A 21,423-nucleotide genomic window follows, 5' to 3' on the forward strand; every position below is an offset into this window, starting at 1 on the left:
GACGCCGCATGGTACGACATCGGACTGTTAGTGTCGGGGCTCACGAGTGCCACGGGGGTTGAACCCGGGGCACTCGCCGGAACGACCCTGTTCTACGACGAGGAGAGTTTGCATGGCACTGAGTGCCGGAACCAGAAGGACGGTGGCCTGCCTGCTCGTGGGTCTCGGCGCGTTGCTGATCGTCGCCGCGCTGATGATCCCGACATACACCGTCGGCAAACTGGCGAAGACTCCTCTCGATCTCGAGATCACCACGATCGCGACCAACCAGCCTGGTGAAGAGAGTCTCGTGCTGGACTCCAAGTCGCTCACCGGCGACGGCGTCGCGAAGATCGACAAGGACGTCAACCTGGTCTCGCAGCGCTTTCTCACCGTCGAAGAGCCCTCCGATGCCTCCGAGATGACGGTGCAGGCGGGCTCGACGTTGCGGCGCACCGACAAGCAGGGCGACACCGGCCTGCTGACCGCGACCATCGACCGCGTCACCATCGACCGCAAGACCGGCGAGCCGGTCGACAAGGAGCCGAACGGCTCCATCGCGGTCACGGTGAACAAGGAGATGCAGTCGGTCGCCGACCCGGTGCAGCACACCGGCCTGCAGTACCGCTTCCCGATCGGTACCGAGAAGAAGACCTACCCGTACTTCGATCTCAACGTGCGCAAGACCTACGACATCAACTTCGTCGAGGAAACCGAGATCAACAGCCTGAAGGTCTACCACTTCCAGCAGACCATCCCGGCGACCAACCTCTACGACGTGGTGCCCGCGCCGACCAACAAGCTGACCTTCCCGGCCGCCAAGTGGGGCGTCGAGGGCGAGGGTGACGTCACCATGGCCCGCTGGTACAGCAACACCCGCGACGTGTGGGTCGAGCCGGAGACCGGCACCGTGATCAAGGGTGGCGAGCAGCTGCACCTGTTCTACGCGCGTTCCGGCGACAAGCCCGAGGTCAGCGCGCTGAAGTCGCATATCGTCTTCAACGAGAACACCATCGAGTCGCAGATCGCGGTGGCCAAGGAGAACATCGACAAGCTGTCGCTGTACGGCCGGATCATGCCGATCATCCTCGGTGTGCTCGGCGTGATCGCGTTGATCGTAGGCGTGATCCTCGGCGTGCGCGGCGGCTCCGCGGCCGCCCCGGCGGGCAGCGGCGGGCCGTTGAACCGGCGCTCCGGTGGTTCGGCCGCAGCCGGTGGGACGCGCCCTGTGGACAACGATCCGCCGACCGAACAGATCAAGATCACGAAGCAACCGTGATGTAGCACCGCGATTCGGCCCCCGGTCCTCGACCGGGGGCCGTTTCATTTGTAGGCCACCGGGTGTCGCGGTTCGTAGAGCAGCATGGTGCCCGCGCCCGGTACCCGCAGGTCGATACACCGGCCGAAGCCGCGATCGACCATCTCGCCCGCGAATTCCGCACCGCGACCGGCCAATTCGGCGACAGTCTGCGCCAGGTCGTCGCACATCAGCGAGATCTCGTGCACCGGCACGCCGTCCGTCGGATGCACACCGAGTTCGCTCGGGCCGGTCCCGAAAATCAACCAGCCCCCGTGCGCATCCACATGCGGCCAGCGCAGCACGTCACGAAAAAACGCCCGCGCCGCCTCCGGATCCGTCGCGTACACCAGCGTGTGCACAGCAGTGATCATGCGCGCCATCGTAGGCCAGAAACCCTGTCACCAGGGGTGATACGCCGTGCGAGGCGGCTACGAGCGAGTGCCGGGTCACCATCGGCCACCCTGCACCATCGCCGGCCACGCACCGGCGCCTCCCCGCGTACAAGTCGGGACATCGCCGAACGCAGACCGCCGGCACCACCGCCGAGTTCGACTGTCGCCTCAGCATGCGCTGTCCGCAGGTCCGCAGTGGAGCCCGCCGCACAGCCGAGCCGACGCAACCATCACGCGACGCCGAACTCAACGGACAGCTACGCCCTGTGCCGCGGGTCCACAGCGGAACCCGCGGCACAGTCGGCCCGGTGCATCGGTCAGGCGGCGTCGAGGGCCGCACCGATCTTGCGGGCCATCGCCGCGACGGCCGGGGCAGGCGTGCCCTTGCCGAACTGGGCCGCGTCGACGGCGACCAGGACGGTGTCGCGGAAGTTGCCCGCCTCGGCCGGGTACTGCTCGCCGAGCAGCGTCATGGCCGCGGTCAGGGCAGGCAGCACCTGGTCGGCGAGTTCGGCGACGGACTTGCCGGGCAGGTGGATGTCCCGGGACTTGGCCGCGAGCACATGCCCGACCAAGCCGGTCGCGGAGGTCAACGCGGTGGAGCCCTGCGCGATGCCCTTGTGCGGCGCACCGGCGGCCGCGATCAGCGAAACCGCGCCGTAGGCGGCGGTGCGCAGGGTGGCCTTGTCCTGGTCGGTCAGGGTGCTGGTGATGATGCTCATGGTGAGTACTCCTCGTAATCGTTTGTGGCAGTGGCCGGAACCCCGTTGGCGCCGGCCGCTTTGTTCGATGGATGTACTTTCGCCGGGTCGCCTGACACCGCCCTGACAGCCACCTGACACTGCCGCTGACACCAAATGGGCGCACGCCGGACGTGCTGCCGGGACCGGCCCGCACCCGGGCCGGACCTACTCCGGGGGCCGGACCTGCTGCGAGGGCCGGACCTGCTTCGAGGCCTGGTCATGCGGGCCACGAGCGCGTCAACGGCGCAGGCGCTCGCAGCGACAGAGGGAGTGAGAACTCACGCTCGGAGGTCTTTCCCCAGCCCGTGAACGCACGGTCGCGACGCAGCCCCCTACGCGAGTGTCTGCGCGCACCTCACGCCAACCCACGCACCTCACGCCACCGCGCACACCTCGCCGCCACCCGCGCACACCCTCACGCCGCCCCACGCACCTCACGCCACCGCGCACACCTCACCGCCACCCGCGCACACCCTCACGTCGCCCCGCGCACTTAATGTCACCCCGCGCGCGTGTCAGCTGAACGACATGCGCGCGGGACGGCGAAAGGTGCGCGGGGTGGGGAGACGTTGCCGCGGTGGCTGTCTCGGGTGCGTCAGCGGATCTGGTGACGGTCGCGCTCTGCTGTGCGCAGGACGATGGCGGCGACTACGAGGGTCGTGGTGGCGGCGCAGGCGGCGGCGGTGGTGATGAGGGCGGGGGTCGAGCGGGCGAACGCGACCATCAGCGTCACCTCGATCGCCAGGCCCAGCCAGGTCAGGGCGGCGAGGGCGGTGCGGTCGACGGCGATGGCGGACAGCATCGCGCCTTGGAGTACGGCGAGGATCGCACCGTGCAAGGCGAACAGCCACAGCAGTCCTTGAATGGGGGCGTAGTCCTGGCCCGCCAGCACCGGCGCGATCGGTGCGGCCAGGGCGGCGCACAGCACGGCGGCGATGCCGATACCGGACAGCACGGCCAGCGCCGACCGGATCGCGCGCGCCGAATGCGTCGGCTGCGCCATCCGCGGGTACAGCACCACGCCGACCGCCTGCGGCAGCCAAAACGCGATCTTAGTCGCGATGGTGCCCAGCGCATAACGGCTGGCGTCCGCGTCGTCGAGGACCATCCGGACGACGATCAGATCGGCGGACGACAGGGCCATCAGCGCCGCCTGCACCTGCGCGGCCCGCAGCACCGGCAGTACTCCGATGGCCTGCACTACTTCGTCTTCGTCCACGTCGGCGGTGCGGTCGCGCGGGGCGGGCGAGCCCGCGACGAACCTGGCGAACGCCGCCGCCCCCGCGATACCCGCGGCCGCCGCGATCAATGCCGGGGCCGCGCCACCCCCAGCGGCGAGCACGACCAGCGCGGGCGCGACCCTGGCGATCCCGGCCGCGCCGAGTACGACGCCCAACGCTCGAAACCGCCTGCCCCCCTGCAACACTCCCTGTTCACCGGACAGCAGCACCAGGGCGGGGGCCGCGCACAACGCCGCGGCGCAAGCGGCGACGCCGACGTTCAACGCCGTGGTCACCACCGGAATCAACAACGCGACGACCACCGCCACGATCACCGCGCACCGCCACTGCAGCCCGCGCAACGCGGCGGCACTCGCACCCCGGACCAGTTCCCGGGCCACCACGTTCTGCAAGGCCAGCGCGGGCACCGCACACAGCAACTGCACCGCGAGCAGGCTCGCGAACTCGCTGTATCCGGCGACGCCCAGCCAGCGGCCCGCCAGCAGCTGCAACAGATAGCCCGCCACGTTGGCGGTCATCGCACCCGCCGTCACCAACGTCAGATCCGCCACCACAGGAAATCGACGGACCGCAGACACGCTCGCCATCGTCCCACCCGGTGGCACTTCGGCGGCTGCGCACCCCCTGGTCGGGCGTGTTCAAGATCAGGAGGAACTGGTGGCGGCATCGTTCGAGTAGCCGCCGCCGTCAGTTCCCCCTGATCATGAACGCGTCCGCCGAGGCTGCCTCGGCGTAATGGACGTAGGGTGCACAAGCGTGAACGAGAGCGAGCCGAGGGCGCCCGGGCGGTGGGGGAAGTTCGTCCCCGCCGGGTACAGCGCGGTGCTCACGCTGCTCATCATGGGACCGCTGCTGGGTCCGGGATATCTGCTGCTGCGCGACGCGGTGAGTACCCCGCGTTCCTATCTCACCGGCTCCGCCCTCGGACTCGGTGACGCGGCCCCGCGCGCGGTCCCCCAGGACGCGCTGCTCGCGGCGCTGTCACCGCTGCTCGACGGCGGCCTCCTCGTCAAAGCGATCCTGCTCCTCGCGCTGTGGGCGGCCGGTTACGGCGCCGCCGTACTGGTCCGCGAACTCCTGCACGCACCCGTGCCCGCCCAACTGGTCGCGAGCACCGTCGCGCTCTGGAACCCCTACCTCGCCGAGCGACTCCTCCAGGGACACTGGAGCCTGCTCACCGGCTACGCCGCCCTCCCCTGGATCATCCTGACCGCCAACCGCATTCGAGTGCCGTCGCGCAGTGGTCAAGCACCTGGGGCATTCGCCGGTCACGCGCAGACGGATCCGAGGCCGGATCGGTTTGCTGCGCTGCGGGATTGGGGTGGGTTGGCGGGGGCGCTCGCGGCGGCGGGCCTTACGCCGACCGGTGCGGTGCTCGGGGCGGTGGCTGCGCTGGTGGTGGTCGGGCGGCGGCGGTTCGCCGGGGTTGCGGTGCTGGTTGTGCTTGCGTCCGTGCCGTGGTTGCTGGCGACCGCGGTGTCCGGGTCCGGGAGCGAGCCGTCGGATCCGGCGGGGATCGCGGCGTTCGCCGCTCGGGCCGAACCCGGTCTCGGCACGCTGGGGAGCCTGGCGGGCCTCGGCGGGATCTGGAACGGGGACGCGGTGCCGGCTACGCGGGCAACACTGCTCGCGGTGATCGGGACTCTCCTGTTACTGGCCATCGTCGCCACCGGCGTGCGATCGGTCTGGGCCGCCCAGGGCAATCGCTACGCGCTCCGCGCCCTCATCGTTCTTGCGGCACTTGCGATCCTGCTGCCCGCCCTCGGCGCCACCCCCTGGGGCGTGCACCTGCTGGAATGGCTCGTCGCCCACGTCCCCGGCACCGGATTGCTCCGCGACACACAAAAATACGTCGCCCTCGCCATGCCTGCCTATGCCCTGTGCGCCGCCGCGGGCTGCACGCTGCTCGCCGCCCGCTTGCACGCCACTGCGTCCGCTGCCGCGTCTCGCGCTGCCACGCCACACCCTGCGCGGAGCAGGGCGCTGACCCGTACGGTCGCAGCTGTTTTCATCGTTGCAATGATGCTGCCGCTGCTGGATCTCGCTTGGGGCGTGGGTGGGGCGTTGCGGCCGGTGCACTATCCCGCGGGGTGGCGGGAGGTTGGCGAGCGGGTGGATGGGCCGGGGGACGTTGCGGTGTTGCCGGGGGGCATGTTTCGGAAGTTCCGGTACAGCGGGACGGTTCCGGTGCTCGACCCCGCGCCGCGGATGCTGCCACGCGACGTGTTGCAGACCGGCGAGCTGCCGGTACGTGGGCGCACGGTGGCCGGGGAGGGCACGCGGGCCCGCACGGTGGAAGGCCTGCTCCTGCACGGTGGTTCGGCTGCGGAGTTGGCCGGGCAGGGCGTCGGCTGGGTGCTGCTGGAACGCGGCACCCCCGGCCCGCTCGGCGACTCGAAAACGACACTCGCGCAACTGGATCAGGTGTACACCGACGCCGACCTCACGCTGTACCGCGTGCCCGGCCCGATCGACGAGCGCACGGGCTCCGCCACGAATCGCCTACTCGTCATCACCGCCCACATTTCATGGACCGCACTACTTCTCGGCGGCCTGCTCCTAGCAGTCATGGTGCGCACCCTCGCACCGAGACGCCTACACCCCGGGACAGGCGCATCACGTTCTTAGCCGAGAAGTTCCAGTCCCACAAATTGCCCGAGCGAACTCAACTGACTGGGCGCGGAGCGATCAATCCTGACGTGTGTTCGCCGCGGGCGACTGCGGCCAGCACCTCGTATACCCCGTTTCCCGTTTGCTCCCAGGAGAATTCCCGGGCGCGGGCCCGCGCCTTTTCGCCCATTACGGTGCGGGCGGCGTGGTCGCCGAGCAGTTCGCCTACCGCGTCGGACAATTGGGGGACGTCGTCGACGAGCAGTCCGGTGACGCCGTCGATGATCGAGTCGGTGAGTCCGCGGGAACTGCGGTAGCCGATGGTGGGGACGCCGTGCTGGGCGGCTTCGATGACGGCGAGCCCCCAGCCTTCCTTGCGCGAGGGCAGCACGTGCACCCAAGCGCGGGAGAGCAATTCGTGTTTGCGGCGCTCGTCGACGTGTCCGTGGAAGGTGAGGGCGTCGGCGATGCCGAGGCGCGCGGCGTCGGCTTTCAGGTTGTCGGCCCACCAGCCGTCGCCGATCACGTCGAGATGCAGGCCGGGGATGCCGGGGCGTAGTCGTGCGACGACCGCGAGCGCGTCTTCGATCTGCTTGTGCGGCACCAGCCGCGACAGCACCACGAGGCGCGGGTTGTCCGTGCGGGTTTCGGCGGCGCCGGTCGGCGCGTCGGCGGGGACTGGTTCAGCCCCGTTGCGCACCACCGCGATCCGGGCCTGCTCGACGCCGAGGGTGGCGAGTTCTTCGGCGGAGGGCAGCGAAACAGTCAGGTATTGATTGCGCCGGTGCACGCGCGGCGAGAGTCGCGATTCGATCCACCAGCCGATCCGGCCGACCAGCCGCCCCGCGACCGGCCACTGTTCCCGATGGCCGTGATGCACCAGCACCACCGACGGCGCCTTGGCGGCCGCGGTGGCGAAGAACGGGATGCCGTTCTGCGTGTCGATGACGGCGTCGGGCCGCACGTCGCGCAGCGGCCCGAGACCGAGCCTGCCGAGCGCCATCGCGGCCAGCGCCCGCGGATAGACGGAATAACGCCCACCGGCCCGGCTGATGTCGATGCCGTCGAGGTGTTCACGCTTCGGCGCGCCCGGATAGCGAGCGGTGCGCAGGGTGACCTTGACACCGCGTGCCGCGAGCTGCGCGCCGACCTGCTCGAGGTAGCGTTCGCTGCCGCCGCCCTGCGGGTGCCCGGTGTCGCGCCAGCACAGCAGGAGGACTTCGCGCACGGTCGAGCTTCTCTCGGTCAGGTGGTCCCGGTTTCGGGAACGTCGGATATCGCGCTACACCCTAACCCGGCGACCCGCCGGAAAGCCGATCACCGGCGTTCGGGCGGGCACATGAGCGGCAACCGCGTCCCGCCGACCTGGTTATCGGCGAGCGCGCGAGCGCAGGAGCGGACGACAGCTCCACAACACCGTTATGCGAGACTCGGCGCCGTGTTGAGAGCCGAAAAATCGCCCGCCGACGGCGCGGCCCCCCGGTTCGCGCGCCGCGCGACGCTGCGCCGGTCGCTGCGTCTGCTCGGCAGTTTCCGGTTCGAGCAGTCCGATCCGGCGGTGTTCTACGGCGGACTCGCCGAGGACAGCGCGGCGATGCTCGGCGATTTCTACACAGACCTCACCGGCAAGGAGCTGACCGGGGCGACGATTCTCGATGTCGGCGGCGGGCCGGGATACTTCGCCGACGAGTTCCGGCGCGCGGGCGCGCGGTATATCCCGGTGGAACCGGACCCCTCCGAAATGCACGCGGCGGGCTTGTCGGCGGCGGGTGCGGTGCGCGGCTCGGGAATGGCGCTGCCGTTCCGCGACGACGCGGTGGACATCTGCTTTTCGTCGAATGTCGCCGAGCATGTGCCGGATCCGTGGCTGATGGCGGACGAGATGGTGCGCGTGACGCGCCCGGGCGGGTTGATCGTGCTGTCGTACACGGTGTGGCTCGGCCCGTTCGGCGGGCACGAAACGGGGCCGTGGCACTACCTCGGCGGCGAGTACGCGGCGCGGCGGTACCGGCGTAAGCAGGGGCGGGAACCGAAGAACCGGTTCGGCAGGTCCCTGTTCGCGGTGCGCGCTTCGGACGGATTGCGGTGGGCGGCAACGACTTCGGCGGACGTACACACCGTATTCCCGCGCTATCATCCGCGCTGGGCATGGTGGCTCGTGCGCGTTCCGGCGCTGCGCGAGTTACTGGTGAGCAATCTGGTCGTGGTCGCCACCAAGACGTAGCGACGACGCAGTGCGCAGCGGACCACTCAGTGCGCAGCGGACGACTCAGTGCGCAGCGGACGAACTCAGTGCTCGAGCCAGCCGCGCCGCCAGGTGCGCCTGCCGCACGGTTCGTGCAGCGGCCGGCTCCACGGCGATTCCTGAATCGCGAGACCGACGGTTTCCAGCGTGGTGAGACCGACCTGGTCGGCTAAAGCCCCCACGACGGCTACGGCTTCAGCGGCTTGCATGGCGGCGGTTGCTTGCTCGATGGTCAGCGTGCGCCCCGGTAGGAAGGACACCACCCAGCCGCCCGCGCCCACGCTCTTCGCTTGATGTTCGGTCTGGTCGCTGGTCATCAGCGATCTGCCGACTACTTGCACCGCCATGACTCGGTCTCCCCAATTGCGGTATCGGTTCAGAAATCGAGCGAGCTGATCAGTAGCTAACAGCATCCTCTTTTCAGCAACAGAACGCAATAGTGCGTTCTACGAAAAGCGAACCGACAGGTTGGGATCCGTCCAGCTCAGCGCCACCCTCCGTAAGCAGAACTGGAACAGGTTACAGACAACCGGACCACAAAACTGTAACGTGTTCTCATGCATTACGACAGCTTGTTCATCGGCGGCCGCTGGACTGCGCCGGCCACCACCGAGCGCGTTCAGGTCATCTCGCCGGTCACGGTCGAGCCGGTGGGCAGCGTCCCCGCGGTCACCAGGGCCGACGTCGACGCGGCGGTCGCCGCCGCCCGGCACGCCTTCGACCACGGCCCGTGGCCCGCCACGCCGCCGCAGGAGCGGGCCGAAGTGCTCACCCGCGCCGCGCGGCTGATCGAGCAGCGTTCGGCCGAGCTGCTCGCCGCGCTCACCGCGGAAATGGGCGCGCCGCAGATGATCGCCATGACGCTCAACCAGATTCCCGCGGTGGCGGCGCTGGACGCGTGCGCGGCGCTGGCGAAGACGTTCCCCTGGAACGAGACTCGTACCGGACTCTTCGGCACCGCACGGGTGAGCCGGGAGCCGCGCGGGGTCGTCGCGGCGGTCACCGCGTGGAATGTCCCGCTGTTCCTCGCCGCCAACAAGCTCGGACCGGCCTTGCTCGCCGGTTGCACCGTGGTGCTGAAACCCGCACCGCTGACACCGATCACGGCCAACCTGCTGGCCGACATCTTCACCGAGGCGGGCCTGCCCGAGGGCGTGCTCTCGGTGCTGCCCGCCGAACCCGAGGCCGCGGAGTACCTGGTATCGCATCCGGGCGTCGACAAGGTCACCTTCACCGGCAGCACCGCGGTCGGCCGGAAGATCGGCGCGATCGCCACCGGTCAGCTCAAGAGCGTGTCCCTGGAACTCGGCGGCAAGTCCGCGGCAATCCTGTTGCCGGACATGGATATCGCGGCCACCATTCCCGTGCTCGCCTTCTCCGGGCTGATGAACAGCGGGCAGGGCTGCGTCGCGCAGACCCGAATTCTCGCGCCGCGCAGTCGTTATGACGAGACCGTCGACGCGCTCGTCGCACACGTGCAGACGATGCAGGTCGGCGATCCCGCGGATCCCGCGGTGCAGCTCGGTCCGCTGATCTCCGAGCGGCAGCGCGAACGGGTCGAGGGGTATATCGCGAAGGGCAAGGCGGAGGGCGCGCGCTTGGTGCTGGGCGGCGGCCGCCCTGAGGGTCTGGATCGGGGCTGGTTCGTCGAGCCGACGATCTTCGCCGATGTGGACAACAAGTCGACCATCGCGCAGGAGGAGATCTTCGGGCCGGTGCTGTCGGTGATCCCCTACGAGACCGAGGACGAGGCGGTGGCCATCGCCAACGACTCGGTGTACGGCCTGGCCGGCTCGGTCTGGACGACCGACGTCGAGCACGGCGCCGAGATCGCCGCGCGGGTGCGGACCGGCACCTACGCGATCAATTGGTATGCGTTCGACCCCAGCTCACCGTTCGGCGGCTACAAGAATTCCGGGCTCGGCCGCGAGAACGGGCCCGAAGGCCTCGACTCGTTCTGCGAGCAGAAGTCGGTGCTCATGCCGATGGGGTGGACCGGCTAGTTCGCGCAGCGGAACCAGCCGGGAGGTGGCGGCGGCTCAGTCCGTCGGCATGACCACCCGCAGGACCGGCTCGCTCTCGCGGCCGGTCAGGCCGGGCGCGTCGACGATCTCGACGCGCCATCCCGGTGGCAGGACGGCCTGCAGGCGTCCGGCGGCGCGGCGCAACGGCGTGCTGAGCGTGGTCAGCTCGAAGCCGGCCACCAGGGGCGCGATGGACGCGCCCGTCTCCAGATCGGTCATGCTCCAACCACCTCTCGCGCGTCGATCTCATCGTCTTGCCGCAGCGCGGGAATTCGATGTCGATAGGGAAGTAGTTCAGTCGATCAGTTAACGGTTAGCAATCGGACTGGCAGGTCATGAGACCAAGAACACTGCAAGCATAAGCCACCTCTGCGCAAACCTCACACATCAGGCAACTACCCCATGCCGCGTCTTGGCAAACGCTCCCTGCGCGCGATTCCGTGACCACCGACCATGACCAATAGCACCACACATTCCGGCTCACGCGGCGGGAAACACGCGCAACGGGTGTGGATGATGTGTCATCGACCGGGCGCGGGCGGGATGGTTGCCGCGAGGATTCCCACACCCGTCCCGAGCCGATCTCGCCGGGTATTTGTTGGCATGGAACGGGATTCGACTCCTGCACCATGAAACCCGGTGCGCGGCCGGAAGGCTCGTGCGCACCCCATTGTCGCGTCATCCCCACTTCGCACCGGAGCGCAACTGGGGAGCACACGTCAACGGCGTAGCGACCGGCGATAGTCCGCCGGGGTCGCACCGGTCGCCGCACGCAGATGCGTCCGCAATGCGGTGACACTGCCGAAACCGGACCGCTCGGCCACCACTTCGACTGGCAGGTCTGTCGTTTCGAGCAATTCGCGGGCGCGCACCGTGTGCTGCGCGTCCAGCCACCGCCGCGGTGTCGTGCCGACCTCCTGCTTGAACCGGCGAATGAACGTCCGTTCGCTCATCAGCGCGTGCGCCGCCATCGCCGAAACATCCGGTGCGACAGCCGGGTCCCGCGTCACCCACGCCAGCGTCGCGGCCAACCCGCCCTGGAAGCTGCCACCCGCCAACGGATCCGGAATGTACTGCGCTTGACCGCCGGACCGGTGCGGCGGCGTCACGTTCCACCGGGCGAGTTCGGCCGCGGGGCTCGCGCCCAACTCCCGGCGCGCGATATGCAGGCACAGGTCGAATCCGGCCGACAACCCCGCCGAGGTCAGGACATCGCCGTCGTCCACATAGAGCGCTGCCGGGTCCAATTTCACCGCGGGGAAAAGTTCGGCGAACTCGTCGCAGTACGCCCAGTGCGTGGTCGCGGGCCGGTCGTCCAGTAGCCCGGCCCGGGCCAGCACGAACGCGCCGACACAGATGCTCACCATGATCGCGCCCCGGGCCGCGGCGGCACGCAGTGCCGAGAGGGCGTCGTCCGGTGGTGGCAGCGTGGGCAGGGCGATGCCGGGGACGACGACGATGTCGGCCTGCTCGACGGCTTCCAGTCCGCTGTCCACCCGCAGATCGAATCCGTTGGGCGTCCACACCGGACCACTGCGCAGGCCACACGTGGTCATCTCGAAGCCCGCCGCTTCGCCGAACTTGCTCGGTCCGTGCCGGAAGACCTGGACGGCGCAGGCCAGGTCATAGGTCATGACGCCGTCCAAGGCGAGCGCGACGACCTGTTTCACCCCTGCAGTTTGGCACGAATCCGAGCATCCGTGGCATCTCTGCCACTCGTTGCTCGCTCCCGCGTGCGATTCACTGGACCTGAGTCAGTGGAGAGGGGTTCGCAATGGGCACGCCGCACGGCATCGACGGGGAATGGGCGATCAGGACGGGCGGTGCGCTGTCGGGCAAGCAGCGCCGGCAGCTGTTGGTCACCGTCACCCGGGCGTTGCCCGCCCTCATCGCCGATCGCGCACGACTCGCCGCCGGTCGGCGCGGCGCGGGACGGCTCGACTTCGCGGGCCTGCGGCTACCCGATTCCGCGCTCGCGCGCGCCGCCGAAGAGCAAGCGCGCGAAGCACTTTCCATCCATGTGCTCGGGCATTCCTACCGCACCTACTTTTTCGGCCGCGTCCTCGCCGACCTCGACGGTGCCCGCTACGACGACGAACTCGTCTACGTCGCCAGCCTGCTGCACGACCTGCAACTCGAACACCCCACGCCCGGTCGCTGTTTCGCGGTCACCGGCGCCGAACGGGCCGTCGAGTTCGTCACCGGCGCGGGCGCCACTGCCGAACAGGCCGCCGCGATCGGCACCGCCATCGCCACCCACATCACCCCCGGCACCGGCAAAGACCTCAGCGAGCCAGGCCGTTTCATCTACGCGGGCGCGTCCGTCGACGTCGTCGGCGCCCGCATGGCCGACCTCGACCCCGCCTGGGTCACCGAACTCCTGCACCGGCACCCCCGCCACAATTTCGCCGCCCACATGTCCGCCGCCCTCACCGACGAGGCCGCCGCCGTCCCCCGCGGCCGCACCCGATGGCTCCTCACCCGAGCCGCCATGCGCCCCTTGATAACCCACGCCCCCTTCGACGAATAGGTTTGTCACCCAGCATCGGCGACTGGGCCGACAGGGCTGTCACTTCGACGGTGGCCAGCCCTTCTGCACGTGATTCACTCAGCTCAGGAGTTTGGTCCCGGCGTAGCTGCCCCACTGTACTTCGACGATCTCGCCGGCAGAGTCGTTGTAGGTCGAGTCGATCCACTCGGTGACCTTGGTTTCCGCCTCCCTCAGCGCAGGCTCTGGAACATCGGTCGGCGAATCCACCCGGATCAAGTAGTAGGTCCTGTCGGCAGGATCCTGTCCAGGATGATCAGCAGCCCAATGCAGGTGCATCTCGTAATCGGCCTCTGTCTCTTGTGCCAACGCGATCCGCGCGTCGGCGAACTCCGGGAACCTCGCAATCTCGCGTTCCAACGCTGAACAGGTTGCCTCCGCCTGCGCCGGCGTGCAGTACAGCTGGACGACCAGATAGCTACTCACGGCTTATCCGTCACATCCTCTCAGTTGATGGCACGACAGTGCCGTTTGTGGTAACCCTGCGGCATCTTGTTGTCGACATCCTTTTCCGCGAGCTTCTCGGCGTCTTTCCGGTTCTTGGCGCGGCCCGTGCCCTCGATCTTCTCTTCAGAATGCCCGTTGCCAGGTGTGTCGTTCTTGACCTTGTCGCATCGCACGGTGACCGAGACCATCTTCGGCGCCTCCCGCATCGGCACCCACCCCGCCGAGGCAGGCTGACCAGTCATGGCAGTTGCAACCTGCATCGGATGGCCCGGTGTCGCAGTCGCCACCGCCGATGTTGTGGCCCCCAGAATCAACGACCCCGCCAGCATGAAACCGATCGCCGATGCCCTCCGCATGTTCCCCATCTCATCTCCTCGGTTCGGCCACTGCCCCAGCTGTGCCAACCGGACAGCAGGTGTGCCTTGTCACGTGTCGACGGCGGATCCACACCCTGTGTGGCTGAATCCAAATTCGTTGTCCGTCAATAGGGTTGGACGGGCCGGGCCGCGACATGGTTCCACAGGCTGATAAACGTGTGACGCAGTGCACAATCGGTGCGTAGGGCTGTTCTACCGGGTTACGGCCCCGCGACGCCGGATCTGTCGATGCGTGGGCGCACTGCACACCGGCTGGCGCACAATGAATTCGGCTGCTTCTGTGCGGAAATTGTTGGGGTGCAAAAGGGAACCGCCCGCACCGGGAACGGTGCGGGCGGTTCGGACCGGGGGATCAGCCGAGGCGTTCTTTCAGGGCCTCGAATTCGTCACGAACTCCGGAAGGCAGCTTGTCGCCGACGAATTCGAACCATTCCTCGATGAGCGGGATTTCTTTGCGCCACTCGGCGGCGTCGACCTTCAGCGCCTCGTCGACGTCGTCGGGGTCGACCTTCAGGCCGTCGAGGTCGAGCTGGGCGGCGACGGGGACGTTGCCGATCGCGGTGGCCTCGGCCTCGGCCGTGCCCTCGACGCGGCCGACGATCCACTCCAGCACCCGGGAGTTCTCGCCGAAGCCGGGCCACAGGAAGCGGCCGTCCTCACCGCGCCGGAACCAGTTGACGTAGAAGATCTTCGGCAGCTTGGTGGCGTCGGCGTTCTTGCCGAGGTTGATCCAGTGGTTCAGGTAGTCACCGACGTGGTAGCCCATGAACGGGATCATCGCCATCGGGTCGCGACGCACGGTGCCGACCTTGCCCTCGGCGGCCGCGGTCTGCTCCGACGACAGGGTGGCGCCCATGAAAACGCCGTGCTGCCAGTCGAAGGACTCGGTGACCAGCGGGACGGTGGTCTTGCGCCGGCCACCGAACAGGATCGCCGAGATCGGCACGCCCTGCGGATCGTCCCACTCGGGCGCCAGGATCGGGCACTGCGCCATCGGCGTGCAGTAGCGCGAGTTCGGGTGGGCGGCCAGCGTCTCGGTTTCCCGCAGGTACCAGTCGTTGCCCTTCCAGTCGATCAGGTGATCGGGCTCGCCCTCCAGGCCCTCCCACCACACGTCGTTGTTGTCGGTCAGCGCGACGTTGGTGTAGACGGTGTTGCCCGCCTCCATGGTGGCCATGGCGTTCGGGTTGGAGCTGCGGTTGGTGCCGGGCGCGACGCCGAAGAAACCGTATTCCGGGTTCACCGCGTACAGCTGCCCGTCCTTGCCGAACCGCATCCAGGCGATGTCGTCGCCGAGGGTTTCGGCGCGCCAGCCGGGGACGGTCGGCTGGATCATCGCGAGGTTGGTCTTGCCGCAGGCGCTCGGGAAGGCGGCGGCGATGTAGTAGGCCTTGTTCTCCGGGGAGATCAGCTTGAGGATCAGCATGTGCTCGGCCAGCCAGCCCTCGTCGTGGGCCATGGCCGAGGCGATCCGCAGCGAGTAGCACTTCTTGCCGAGCAGCGCGTTACCGCCGTAGCCGGAGCCGTAGCTCCAGATCTCGCGGTCCTCCGGGAAGTGGGTGATGTATTTGGTGTCGTTGCACGGCCACGGCACGTCGGCCTGGCCCTCGGCCAGCGGGGCGCCGACCGAGTGCAGCGCCTTCACGAACGGGCGGTCGGTGCCGAGCTTCTCCAGCGCGGCGGTACCCATGCGGGTCATCACGCGCATCGAGACGACGACGTACTCCGAGTCGGTGATCTCCACGCCGAGCTTGGGGTCCTCGGCGCCGAGCGGGCCCATGCAGAACGGCACCACGTACATGGTGCGGCCCTTCATCGAGCCGCGGTACAGCTCGGTCATGGTGGCGCGCATCTCGGCGGGGTCGACCCAGTTGTTGGTCGGGCCGGCGTCGGACTCGCTCTTGGAACAGATGTAGGTGCGCGACTCCACCCGGGCCACGTCCGAGGGATCGGAGAGCGCGAGGAAGGAATTCGGCTTCTTCTTCGGGTCGAGCTGCTTGAAGGTGCCCGCCTCGACGAGCTGAGTGGTGAGGCGGTCCCATTCTTCGTCGGAACCGTCCGCCCAGACCACGCGCTCTGGCTGAGTTAGTTCTGCGACTTCCTGTACCCAGGCGAGTAGTTCGCTGTGCTCGGTCGGCGGTTTGCCGTCGGATCCACGAAGACCAGGAATGGTCGCTGAGGTCATGAAAACTCTCCTGAGATGGGCGGTCCCTACGATCTGCCTCCGCTTGGCCCAAGGCCCTTGACCAGCGGTAACACACCGAGCGCCACCATTGGCGGGAAGGCACCCGCTACGACCAGTCGAAAGCCGCGCCCCGGCTGGACGGCGGACGAGGACTTAGCGGACGCCCAAGTTCCTGATTAGAGGTTAACGCGATGTGACGACCGGTACGGAATCGGGTTCGTCACTATGTACCCATTCTCAATAGTTATTCAACCGGCGTGATCCAGCGGTCGAGGATCTCGATGTCACGTTCACATGCGGCGAGTTGTCCGGGTTGTTCGGCGACGGTCCGGCGTAATCGCGCTTCGACCTCGGCGACCCGGCGATCGGTGTCGACCATGCGGGTGGCGCTGGCGCGCACGACGCGATCCGCCAGCACCGTCTCAGTTTCCACGAGCGCCGTCGCCACGCGCTGCTCGAGCTGGGCTTTTACGTTGATCAGCGCGTCGGAGACCCACTGCCGCACGTGCGCGCGATCGGCGAGCTGCCCGCGCGCCCGCACCACCCAGCCCGCGGCGCCCGCGCCGAGCAGCAGGGTCACCGGCACACTCGCCACGTCCAGGGCCGGAACGAGCGCGAAGGGCGAAACCAGCAGGCGGCCGAGGCCGACACCGGCCGAAGCGCCGAGCACGATCATGAGGTGATCTTCGACACCCCGGTGTCGCGGATCGGGGTCCGGACCGACTCTGGGCGCGGGGTCGCGGCGGCGCGGCGGCAGTCCGGTCTCGGGCGCGGCGACGCCGCCGATGTGCGCGGCCAGCTCGGCGAGCCGCTGGTCGATGGCCTGGTCGACGCCGCCGGTGAGTTCGGTCACGGCGTGCTGCAACCGATCCGGATAGCCGGTCAGGTCGCGGCGGCGCAGCCGGTCCAGGTCGCCGCGGGTCGCGGTGTGCAACGCCCGGATCCGCGCGCCCACCTCGGTCATCAGGTCGACGCGAGCCAGGTGCAACTGACCGCGCAGGGTCGACATGGCGGTGGCCCGGCCGCCGTCGCGGCCGGCCAGCAGCACCGCGCGTTCCTCCCGCAGCCGGGCCGATTCGGCGCCGGAGCGCAGGGTGGTCACCTGCTCGGTGACCCGCTGACGGGTTTCGGTCAGCACGCGCGCGGTCACCGCCGCGAGCCGGTCGCCGCCGTCGGCTTCCGCGCTCTGCGCCGCCGCGGCCAGCTGCGCGTGCAGCGCGCCCAGCCCGGAGCGGTCCATCAGTCCGGCGTCCCCGGACGCGCGGGCCGCCGCCGCCAGCCGCGCCGAGACCGGCAGGATGTCGAGTTCGCCCGCGCCCTGCCCGGCCAGCAGGGCCAGGTTTCGCTCGCGCACGGCGCGCCAGTCCTGATACGCGTGGATGCCGTTCATGGCGAGCAGGATCCGCGTGCCGTCGGACCGCAGGCGCCGCACGAGCTGCAGCGTGTCGGCGCCGAGCGTGGTGCCCGCGTCCAGCAAAAGCAGCGCGAGCGACGCGGGCGCCGACCCGGTCTCCGCGGGCAGGCCCGGTTCGGCCACCGGGTCGGCGAGCGGAATCCGCGGTTCGAAGCGCGCGAGTTCGGTCCGCAGCAGCGTGGTGTTGGCGTCGAGAGGGCCGATGAGCAGGACCGAGCCGGCCGCGCCGCCCTCCCGCACGGCGCGCAGCAGCGCGGTGCCCTGCGGATTCCACCGCGCGACAACCGCTTCGACGTCGGGCGCGAGCGGGCCGGACAGGCGCGCGGCCGATCCGGGCTGTTCGTCCTCGGCGGGCAGGTCCAGCGAATCGGCCGCCGGAGCGGCGCCCGGCGATCCGTCCGGTATGTCAGAGACCGGCACTGCTCATCCGTTCCCATAGTCGGACGTAGCCGTTGTGCACCCGTAACGCCGCGCGGCGGGCGGTGGCGGGCATATCGCTGGCGACGACCGCGCGCCAGCGGGCCGCGCGGGCCATCGCGTCGTCGGCGTCGGCGGGCGCGGGCGAGGGATAGCCGGCGGCCAGGTGCGCGACGGACGGATGCGCCAGCCCCGCGCACAGACCGAGCCAGCGGGCGTCGTCCCCGAAGAGATACTTCTCCAGGATGTCGCGGGCCCGGCTCTGCTCCGCGGGCACCGCGCGGGCGGCCAAGCGCGTGAGTTCGTCGAGCAGTTCGCCGCCGCGCAGCGCGGAGACCTGCTCGTAGCGCCGATGCAGCAGCCGGTGCAGCGCGTCGATACCGCTGGCCGCGTGCAGGATCTGCAGCAGGGTCTGCGGCGCGAGTTCCGGATCGTGCCGCAGCGCGGCGAGCGCGCAGGTCACCCCGTACAGGTCCCAGCGCTGCAACAGGTCTGCGCGGGCGGCCTGATCCGGGCCGGGCGCGACGAAGAGGTCCGGCGAAAGAGTCAGCGCCGCATCGTCGTTCGCGAGCAGGCGGCGCAGTGCGGCGACGTCGACATCGGTCATGGCGCCGGCGCGGGTGCGGACGGCGAGCGAGGCGACCACCGGCAGCACGGCGACGCCGAGTTCCCTGCCGTACTGCTCCGCGGCGGTGACCGCGTCGGCCCAGCGCGCGCCGATCGCATCGGCCTTGTTCAAGACCACGACGGTGCGCTCGGGCGGCAACGTGGCGAGCAGCCGCCGATCCGCGGGCGACGGAGCCGCCGACAGCACGTAGACGACGATGTCGGCGTCGAGCGTCGGTTCCGGTGTCTCCGGCTCGTCGACCGGCCCGGTTTCGACGGCGGACATGAGGGCCAGCGCGTGCAGCACCGTGGTGCGCCCGGCGTTGGCCCGGCCGGTGACCTGGATTCGCGGCGGTTTACGCCACGTGCTGACCGCGGCCCCCGCCGCGTACCCGATCTGTGCGTCCCGCCCGGTCCCGAAGGCCAGGTCCGCGAGCAGCTGATCGAGGTAGTCCTTTTCCCCCGTCGGCACGCCGCGTTCGCGCAACGGTCCCTCGTGCTCGGTGGCTGTCGGCATGCTGCACCCCCTTTACGGTGCGCAATTCTTGCAGAAGTCGCGGCGGCGCAGGCAGCGACCGGTCAGGTGCCGCTGAAGTATTTGTTCACGGTGCGCACCGCCCAGTTCGGGGCGTATTTGGCGGCGGTGGCCAATACCTTCGCCTGCGCCCCGATCTCGTAGTGCACCCGGGGCAGCCTGGCTCGTTTACGCGTGGCCTCCCAAATACCCTCGGCGACGTCCTGTGCGGTCAGCCGCACGCCGAGCGATTTGGTCGTGCCGGTCTGCACCCCGTCGGTCATCGCGGTGTCCACGAACAACGGCCAGATCGCGATCACCCGGATGTCGAACCGCTCCCATTCGAGATCCAGTGCCTCCGTAAGGCTTTTGACCGCGGCCTTGCTCGCACCGTAGCTGGCGAGTTCGGGCTGGCCGTAGATGGCCGAGGCCGAGCACAGGTTCACCACTTGAGCGCCCGGTGTGTCCCGCAGATAGCGGAACGCCGCATGCGTGCCGATGAGCACCCCACCGAGGTTGACGTCGATGATCGCCTGATGGGCGGCCAACTCGAGCGTCTCGAACCGGCCCGCGCGCAGGATGCCCGCGTTGTTGATCAGGATGTCCAGGCGACCGGCCGCGGCGTGGAACTCGGCGAGCCGCTCGGCCCACTGGGTGGCGTTCGTCACATCCAGCACGCCGGTGTGCACACTGCCGCCCTGGCCGGTGATGTCCGCGGCGAGCCTGCCCAGGCCCACCTCGTCGATGTCGTAGGCGCCGACCTGATATCCCTGCGCAGCGAAAAGCAGTGCCGTCGACCGGCCGATACCCGCTGCGGCGCCGGTGATGAACACTGCTGGTCTGCCCATGTCGGCGAGTGTAATGCGGAACTGGCAGGATCCTGCCGTCTTCCCAGACCCGGCGCCGGTCATTTACCCTGCTTCGATATGGTCGGCGCCATAGTTGGTGCGTAACTTCGCTTTTCGAGTGCGGTACACCGGCCTCACGGATGAGGAGGTCGAGATGACCGCGGATATCGTCGACGCCGGCGCCTCGGAGCCCGCCCTAGCGGGTCGTAAACCACTGCTGCCGAGCGCCGATCCGTTCCACCGCCCGCCCAAGGGCTATGCCGCCAAGGCGCCCGGCACCATCCTGCGCAGCCGCAAAATCGAACTCGCCCTGTTCGGCGTTGTGCCCCAGCAGGTCTGCGCCTGGCAACTGCTCTACCGCAGCAGCGATATGCACGGCACGCCCGAGGCGGCGATCACCACCGTCCTGTTGCCCCAGGACGCCGACCCGTCACAAGACCGGCCGCTGCTGGCTTTTCAGACCGCGATGGACGCGGTCACCGAGAGATGTTCTCCTTCTTATGCATTGCGCTACGGCGCCCGCGCGCTCGGCTCGGTCACCCAGTTCGAATGGCTGCTCGTCGCGAACGCGCTGCGCCGCGGCTGGGCCGTGAGCATCGCCGATCACGAGGGCCCGCGCGGAAACTTCGGCGCCCCACGCGAACCCGGCTACCGCGCGCTCGACGGCATGCGCGCCGCACTGCGTTTCGCGCCGCTCGGCCTGCGTCCGGACACCCGGATCGCGGTGTGGGGTTACTCCGGCGGCGGCATGGCGAGTTCGTGGACGGTCGAGATGGCGCCGAGCTACGCCCCGGAACTCGATATCGTCGGCGCGGTACTCGGTGCACCGGTGGGCGATCCGGGCGCGGTGTTCGCCCGGTTGAACGGCACCAGTTATGCGGGCCTGCCCGCCATCGTGATCTCGGCACTGCGCAGGCTGTACCCGGCGCTCGGCGCGCTGCTGCAGAACGAACTCACCCTGGACGGGCACCGGTTCGTCGCCCGCGCCGAGACCTCGACGCCGTTCGGCGCCATCTTCGGCTTGGCCAACAAGCGCATGGACGATTACCTGACCCGCCCGCTCGACGAGGTGATCGCCACCCCCGAGTTCCAGGCGATGTTCGACGATCTGCGCCTCGGTAATTCGACGCCGACCTGTCCGCTGCTGGTGGTGCAGCCGGTGCACGATCAGGTGATCCACATGGACGGCATCGACGGCCAGGTGGACCGGTATCGGCGCGGCGGCGCGCTGGTCAGCTACGTGCGGGACCGGTTGAGCGAGCATTTCTCGCTGCTGCCGCTGTCCACGCCGCTCAGCCTGGACTGGCTCGCCGACCGGCTGGCCGGGCAACCGGTGAGCGACGAGGGCGACAGCACGGTGTGGTCGGTCGCCGCGTCGCCGGCGGCGGCGCGTGGACTGCTGGAGATGATGGTGACCGCGGCCAAGGTCGCGCTCGGCCGCCCGCTGCGCCAGGAGAGTGCGGCGGCGGCCCCGATCGCCCCCGCGCGCGCCGCCTGACCTCCCGCTCGCCGGCTTGCGCGCAGTCGATTGCC

19 protein-coding genes are annotated in these 21,423 nt (G+C 69.1%); 6 read left to right on the forward strand and 13 right to left on the reverse strand.

Annotated elements, in window-relative coordinates; translation table 11 throughout:
- The first annotated feature begins 112 nt into the window (after nucleotides 1-112).
- On the forward strand, nucleotides 113-1,258 hold the full coding sequence (gene pgfA / locus NVU01S_RS09645; RefSeq protein ID WP_041563190.1) for a cell envelope lipid trafficking protein PgfA: 1,146 nt from the start codon (nucleotides 113-115) through the stop codon (nucleotides 1,256-1,258).
- A 44-nt stretch (nucleotides 1,259-1,302) separates the two neighbouring features.
- On the opposite strand, the gene NVU01S_RS09650 is transcribed toward pgfA, so the two are convergent.
- The 3 genes from NVU01S_RS09650 to NVU01S_RS09660 all read right to left on the reverse strand — a co-directional run bounded on the left by NVU01S_RS09650 (nucleotide 1,303) and on the right by NVU01S_RS09660 (nucleotide 4,173).
- Complete coding sequence (locus NVU01S_RS09650) at nucleotides 1,303-1,650, reverse strand: VOC family protein (protein ID WP_043664285.1); 348 nt, start codon at nucleotides 1,648-1,650, stop codon at nucleotides 1,303-1,305.
- Between the two features lie 338 nt (nucleotides 1,651-1,988).
- Nucleotides 1,989-2,393 carry a hypothetical protein gene (locus tag NVU01S_RS09655; RefSeq protein ID WP_043663911.1) on the reverse strand — a complete coding sequence of 135 codons (405 nt, stop codon included), beginning with the start codon at nucleotides 2,391-2,393 and terminating at the stop codon, nucleotides 1,989-1,991.
- 616 nt (nucleotides 2,394-3,009) lie between these two features.
- Complete coding sequence (locus NVU01S_RS09660) at nucleotides 3,010-4,173, reverse strand: polysaccharide biosynthesis protein (RefSeq protein ID WP_244467091.1); 1,164 nt, start codon at nucleotides 4,171-4,173, stop codon at nucleotides 3,010-3,012.
- Between the two features lie 238 nt (nucleotides 4,174-4,411).
- Here NVU01S_RS09660 and NVU01S_RS09665 point away from each other — a divergent pair, with 238 nt between their 5' ends.
- Nucleotides 4,412-6,283 carry an MmpA family trehalose lipid delivery protein gene (locus tag NVU01S_RS09665; RefSeq protein WP_052280143.1) on the forward strand — a complete coding sequence of 624 codons (1,872 nt, stop codon included), beginning with the start codon at nucleotides 4,412-4,414 and terminating at the stop codon, nucleotides 6,281-6,283.
- 37 nt (nucleotides 6,284-6,320) lie between these two features.
- On the opposite strand, the gene NVU01S_RS09670 is transcribed toward NVU01S_RS09665, so the two are convergent.
- Nucleotides 6,321-7,493, reverse strand: a complete 1,173-nt coding sequence (locus NVU01S_RS09670) for a glycosyltransferase family 4 protein (RefSeq protein WP_043663914.1) — start codon at nucleotides 7,491-7,493, stop codon at nucleotides 6,321-6,323.
- A 210-nt stretch (nucleotides 7,494-7,703) separates the two neighbouring features.
- Here NVU01S_RS09670 and NVU01S_RS09675 point away from each other — a divergent pair, with 210 nt between their 5' ends.
- Nucleotides 7,704-8,489, forward strand: a complete 786-nt coding sequence (locus NVU01S_RS09675; RefSeq protein WP_052280144.1) for a class I SAM-dependent methyltransferase — start codon at nucleotides 7,704-7,706, stop codon at nucleotides 8,487-8,489.
- Nucleotides 8,490-8,554: 65 nt separating this feature from the next.
- On the opposite strand, the gene NVU01S_RS09680 is transcribed toward NVU01S_RS09675, so the two are convergent.
- Nucleotides 8,555-8,857, reverse strand: a complete 303-nt coding sequence (locus NVU01S_RS09680; protein WP_014988943.1) for a hypothetical protein — start codon at nucleotides 8,855-8,857, stop codon at nucleotides 8,555-8,557.
- 210 nt (nucleotides 8,858-9,067) lie between these two features.
- Here NVU01S_RS09680 and NVU01S_RS09685 point away from each other — a divergent pair, with 210 nt between their 5' ends.
- Nucleotides 9,068-10,513: an aldehyde dehydrogenase gene (locus tag NVU01S_RS09685; protein WP_043663918.1), complete on the forward strand. Its 1,446-nt coding sequence runs from the start codon at nucleotides 9,068-9,070 to the stop codon at nucleotides 10,511-10,513.
- A gap of 36 nt (nucleotides 10,514-10,549) precedes the next feature.
- On the opposite strand, the gene NVU01S_RS09690 is transcribed toward NVU01S_RS09685, so the two are convergent.
- Nucleotides 10,550-10,753, reverse strand: a complete 204-nt coding sequence (locus NVU01S_RS09690; protein ID WP_042258632.1) for a hypothetical protein — start codon at nucleotides 10,751-10,753, stop codon at nucleotides 10,550-10,552.
- A 500-nt stretch (nucleotides 10,754-11,253) separates the two neighbouring features.
- Nucleotides 11,254-12,204, reverse strand: coding sequence for a GlxA family transcriptional regulator (locus NVU01S_RS09695; protein ID WP_043663921.1), 951 nt, complete (start codon nucleotides 12,202-12,204; stop codon nucleotides 11,254-11,256).
- 104 nt (nucleotides 12,205-12,308) lie between these two features.
- Here NVU01S_RS09695 and NVU01S_RS45215 point away from each other — a divergent pair, with 104 nt between their 5' ends.
- Complete coding sequence (locus NVU01S_RS45215) at nucleotides 12,309-13,064, forward strand: HD domain-containing protein (protein WP_043663923.1); 756 nt, start codon at nucleotides 12,309-12,311, stop codon at nucleotides 13,062-13,064.
- A gap of 78 nt (nucleotides 13,065-13,142) precedes the next feature.
- On the opposite strand, the gene NVU01S_RS09705 is transcribed toward NVU01S_RS45215, so the two are convergent.
- From NVU01S_RS09705 to NVU01S_RS09730, 6 genes are all read right to left on the reverse strand, one after another.
- On the reverse strand, nucleotides 13,143-13,508 hold the full coding sequence (locus tag NVU01S_RS09705) for a hypothetical protein (RefSeq protein WP_043663926.1): 366 nt from the start codon (nucleotides 13,506-13,508) through the stop codon (nucleotides 13,143-13,145).
- A gap of 20 nt (nucleotides 13,509-13,528) precedes the next feature.
- Complete coding sequence (locus NVU01S_RS43300) at nucleotides 13,529-13,894, reverse strand: hypothetical protein (RefSeq protein ID WP_156161400.1); 366 nt, start codon at nucleotides 13,892-13,894, stop codon at nucleotides 13,529-13,531.
- Nucleotides 13,895-14,258: 364 nt separating this feature from the next.
- Nucleotides 14,259-16,091 (reverse strand): phosphoenolpyruvate carboxykinase (GTP), encoded by a 1,833-nt coding sequence (locus NVU01S_RS09715; protein WP_043663932.1) that lies wholly within the window; start codon nucleotides 16,089-16,091, stop codon nucleotides 14,259-14,261.
- Between the two features lie 244 nt (nucleotides 16,092-16,335).
- The gene (locus tag NVU01S_RS09720; RefSeq protein ID WP_043663935.1) at nucleotides 16,336-17,925 is read right to left on the reverse strand and encodes a hypothetical protein; all 1,590 of its coding nucleotides are present in this window, start codon (nucleotides 17,923-17,925) and stop codon (nucleotides 16,336-16,338) included.
- The gene (locus NVU01S_RS09725) at nucleotides 17,912-19,045 is read right to left on the reverse strand and encodes a putative GTPase (RefSeq protein ID WP_043663936.1); all 1,134 of its coding nucleotides are present in this window, start codon (nucleotides 19,043-19,045) and stop codon (nucleotides 17,912-17,914) included. The genes NVU01S_RS09720 and NVU01S_RS09725 overlap by 14 nt, the downstream gene beginning before the upstream one ends.
- A 62-nt stretch (nucleotides 19,046-19,107) precedes the next feature.
- A complete protein-coding gene (locus NVU01S_RS09730) occupies nucleotides 19,108-19,890 on the reverse strand; it encodes an SDR family oxidoreductase (protein WP_043663939.1) in 783 nt (260 codons plus the stop codon).
- Nucleotides 19,891-20,044: 154 nt separating this feature from the next.
- Here NVU01S_RS09730 and NVU01S_RS09735 point away from each other — a divergent pair, with 154 nt between their 5' ends.
- Nucleotides 20,045-21,388, forward strand: coding sequence for a lipase family protein (locus NVU01S_RS09735; protein WP_052280163.1), 1,344 nt, complete (start codon nucleotides 20,045-20,047; stop codon nucleotides 21,386-21,388).
- Nucleotides 21,389-21,423: the final 35 nt, after the last annotated feature.

The sequence above is a fragment of the Nocardia vulneris genome (genome assembly GCF_001613425.1).
Classification (GTDB): Bacteria; Actinomycetota; Actinomycetes; order Mycobacteriales; family Mycobacteriaceae; genus Nocardia; species Nocardia vulneris.

What these genes read in the sequence shown, in the direction of transcription:
- pgfA (WP_041563190.1), top strand. Translation starts at nt 113, where the DNA reads ATGGCACTGAGTGCCGGAACCAGAAGGACGGTGGCCTGCCTGCTCGTG.
- NVU01S_RS09650 (WP_043664285.1), bottom strand. Translation starts at nt 1,650, where the DNA reads ATGATCACTGCTGTGCACACGCTGGTGTACGCGACGGATCCGGAGGCG.
- NVU01S_RS09655 (WP_043663911.1), bottom strand. Translation starts at nt 2,393, where the DNA reads ATGAGCATCATCACCAGCACCCTGACCGACCAGGACAAGGCCACCCTG.
- NVU01S_RS09660 (WP_244467091.1), bottom strand. Translation starts at nt 4,173, where the DNA reads ATGACCGCCAACGTGGCGGGCTATCTGTTGCAGCTGCTGGCGGGCCGC.
- NVU01S_RS09680 (WP_014988943.1), bottom strand. Translation starts at nt 8,857, where the DNA reads ATGGCGGTGCAAGTAGTCGGCAGATCGCTGATGACCAGCGACCAGACC.
- NVU01S_RS09685 (WP_043663918.1), top strand. Translation starts at nt 9,068, where the DNA reads ATGCATTACGACAGCTTGTTCATCGGCGGCCGCTGGACTGCGCCGGCC.
- NVU01S_RS09690 (WP_042258632.1), bottom strand. Translation starts at nt 10,753, where the DNA reads ATGACCGATCTGGAGACGGGCGCGTCCATCGCGCCCCTGGTGGCCGGC.
- NVU01S_RS45215 (WP_043663923.1), top strand. Translation starts at nt 12,309, where the DNA reads ATGGGCACGCCGCACGGCATCGACGGGGAATGGGCGATCAGGACGGGC.
- NVU01S_RS43300 (WP_156161400.1), bottom strand. Translation starts at nt 13,894, where the DNA reads ATGGGGAACATGCGGAGGGCATCGGCGATCGGTTTCATGCTGGCGGGG.
- NVU01S_RS09715 (WP_043663932.1), bottom strand. Translation starts at nt 16,091, where the DNA reads ATGACCTCAGCGACCATTCCTGGTCTTCGTGGATCCGACGGCAAACCG.
- NVU01S_RS09725 (WP_043663936.1), bottom strand. Translation starts at nt 19,045, where the DNA reads ATGCCGACAGCCACCGAGCACGAGGGACCGTTGCGCGAACGCGGCGTG.
- NVU01S_RS09730 (WP_043663939.1), bottom strand. Translation starts at nt 19,890, where the DNA reads ATGGGCAGACCAGCAGTGTTCATCACCGGCGCCGCAGCGGGTATCGGC.
- NVU01S_RS09735 (WP_052280163.1), top strand. Translation starts at nt 20,045, where the DNA reads ATGACCGCGGATATCGTCGACGCCGGCGCCTCGGAGCCCGCCCTAGCG.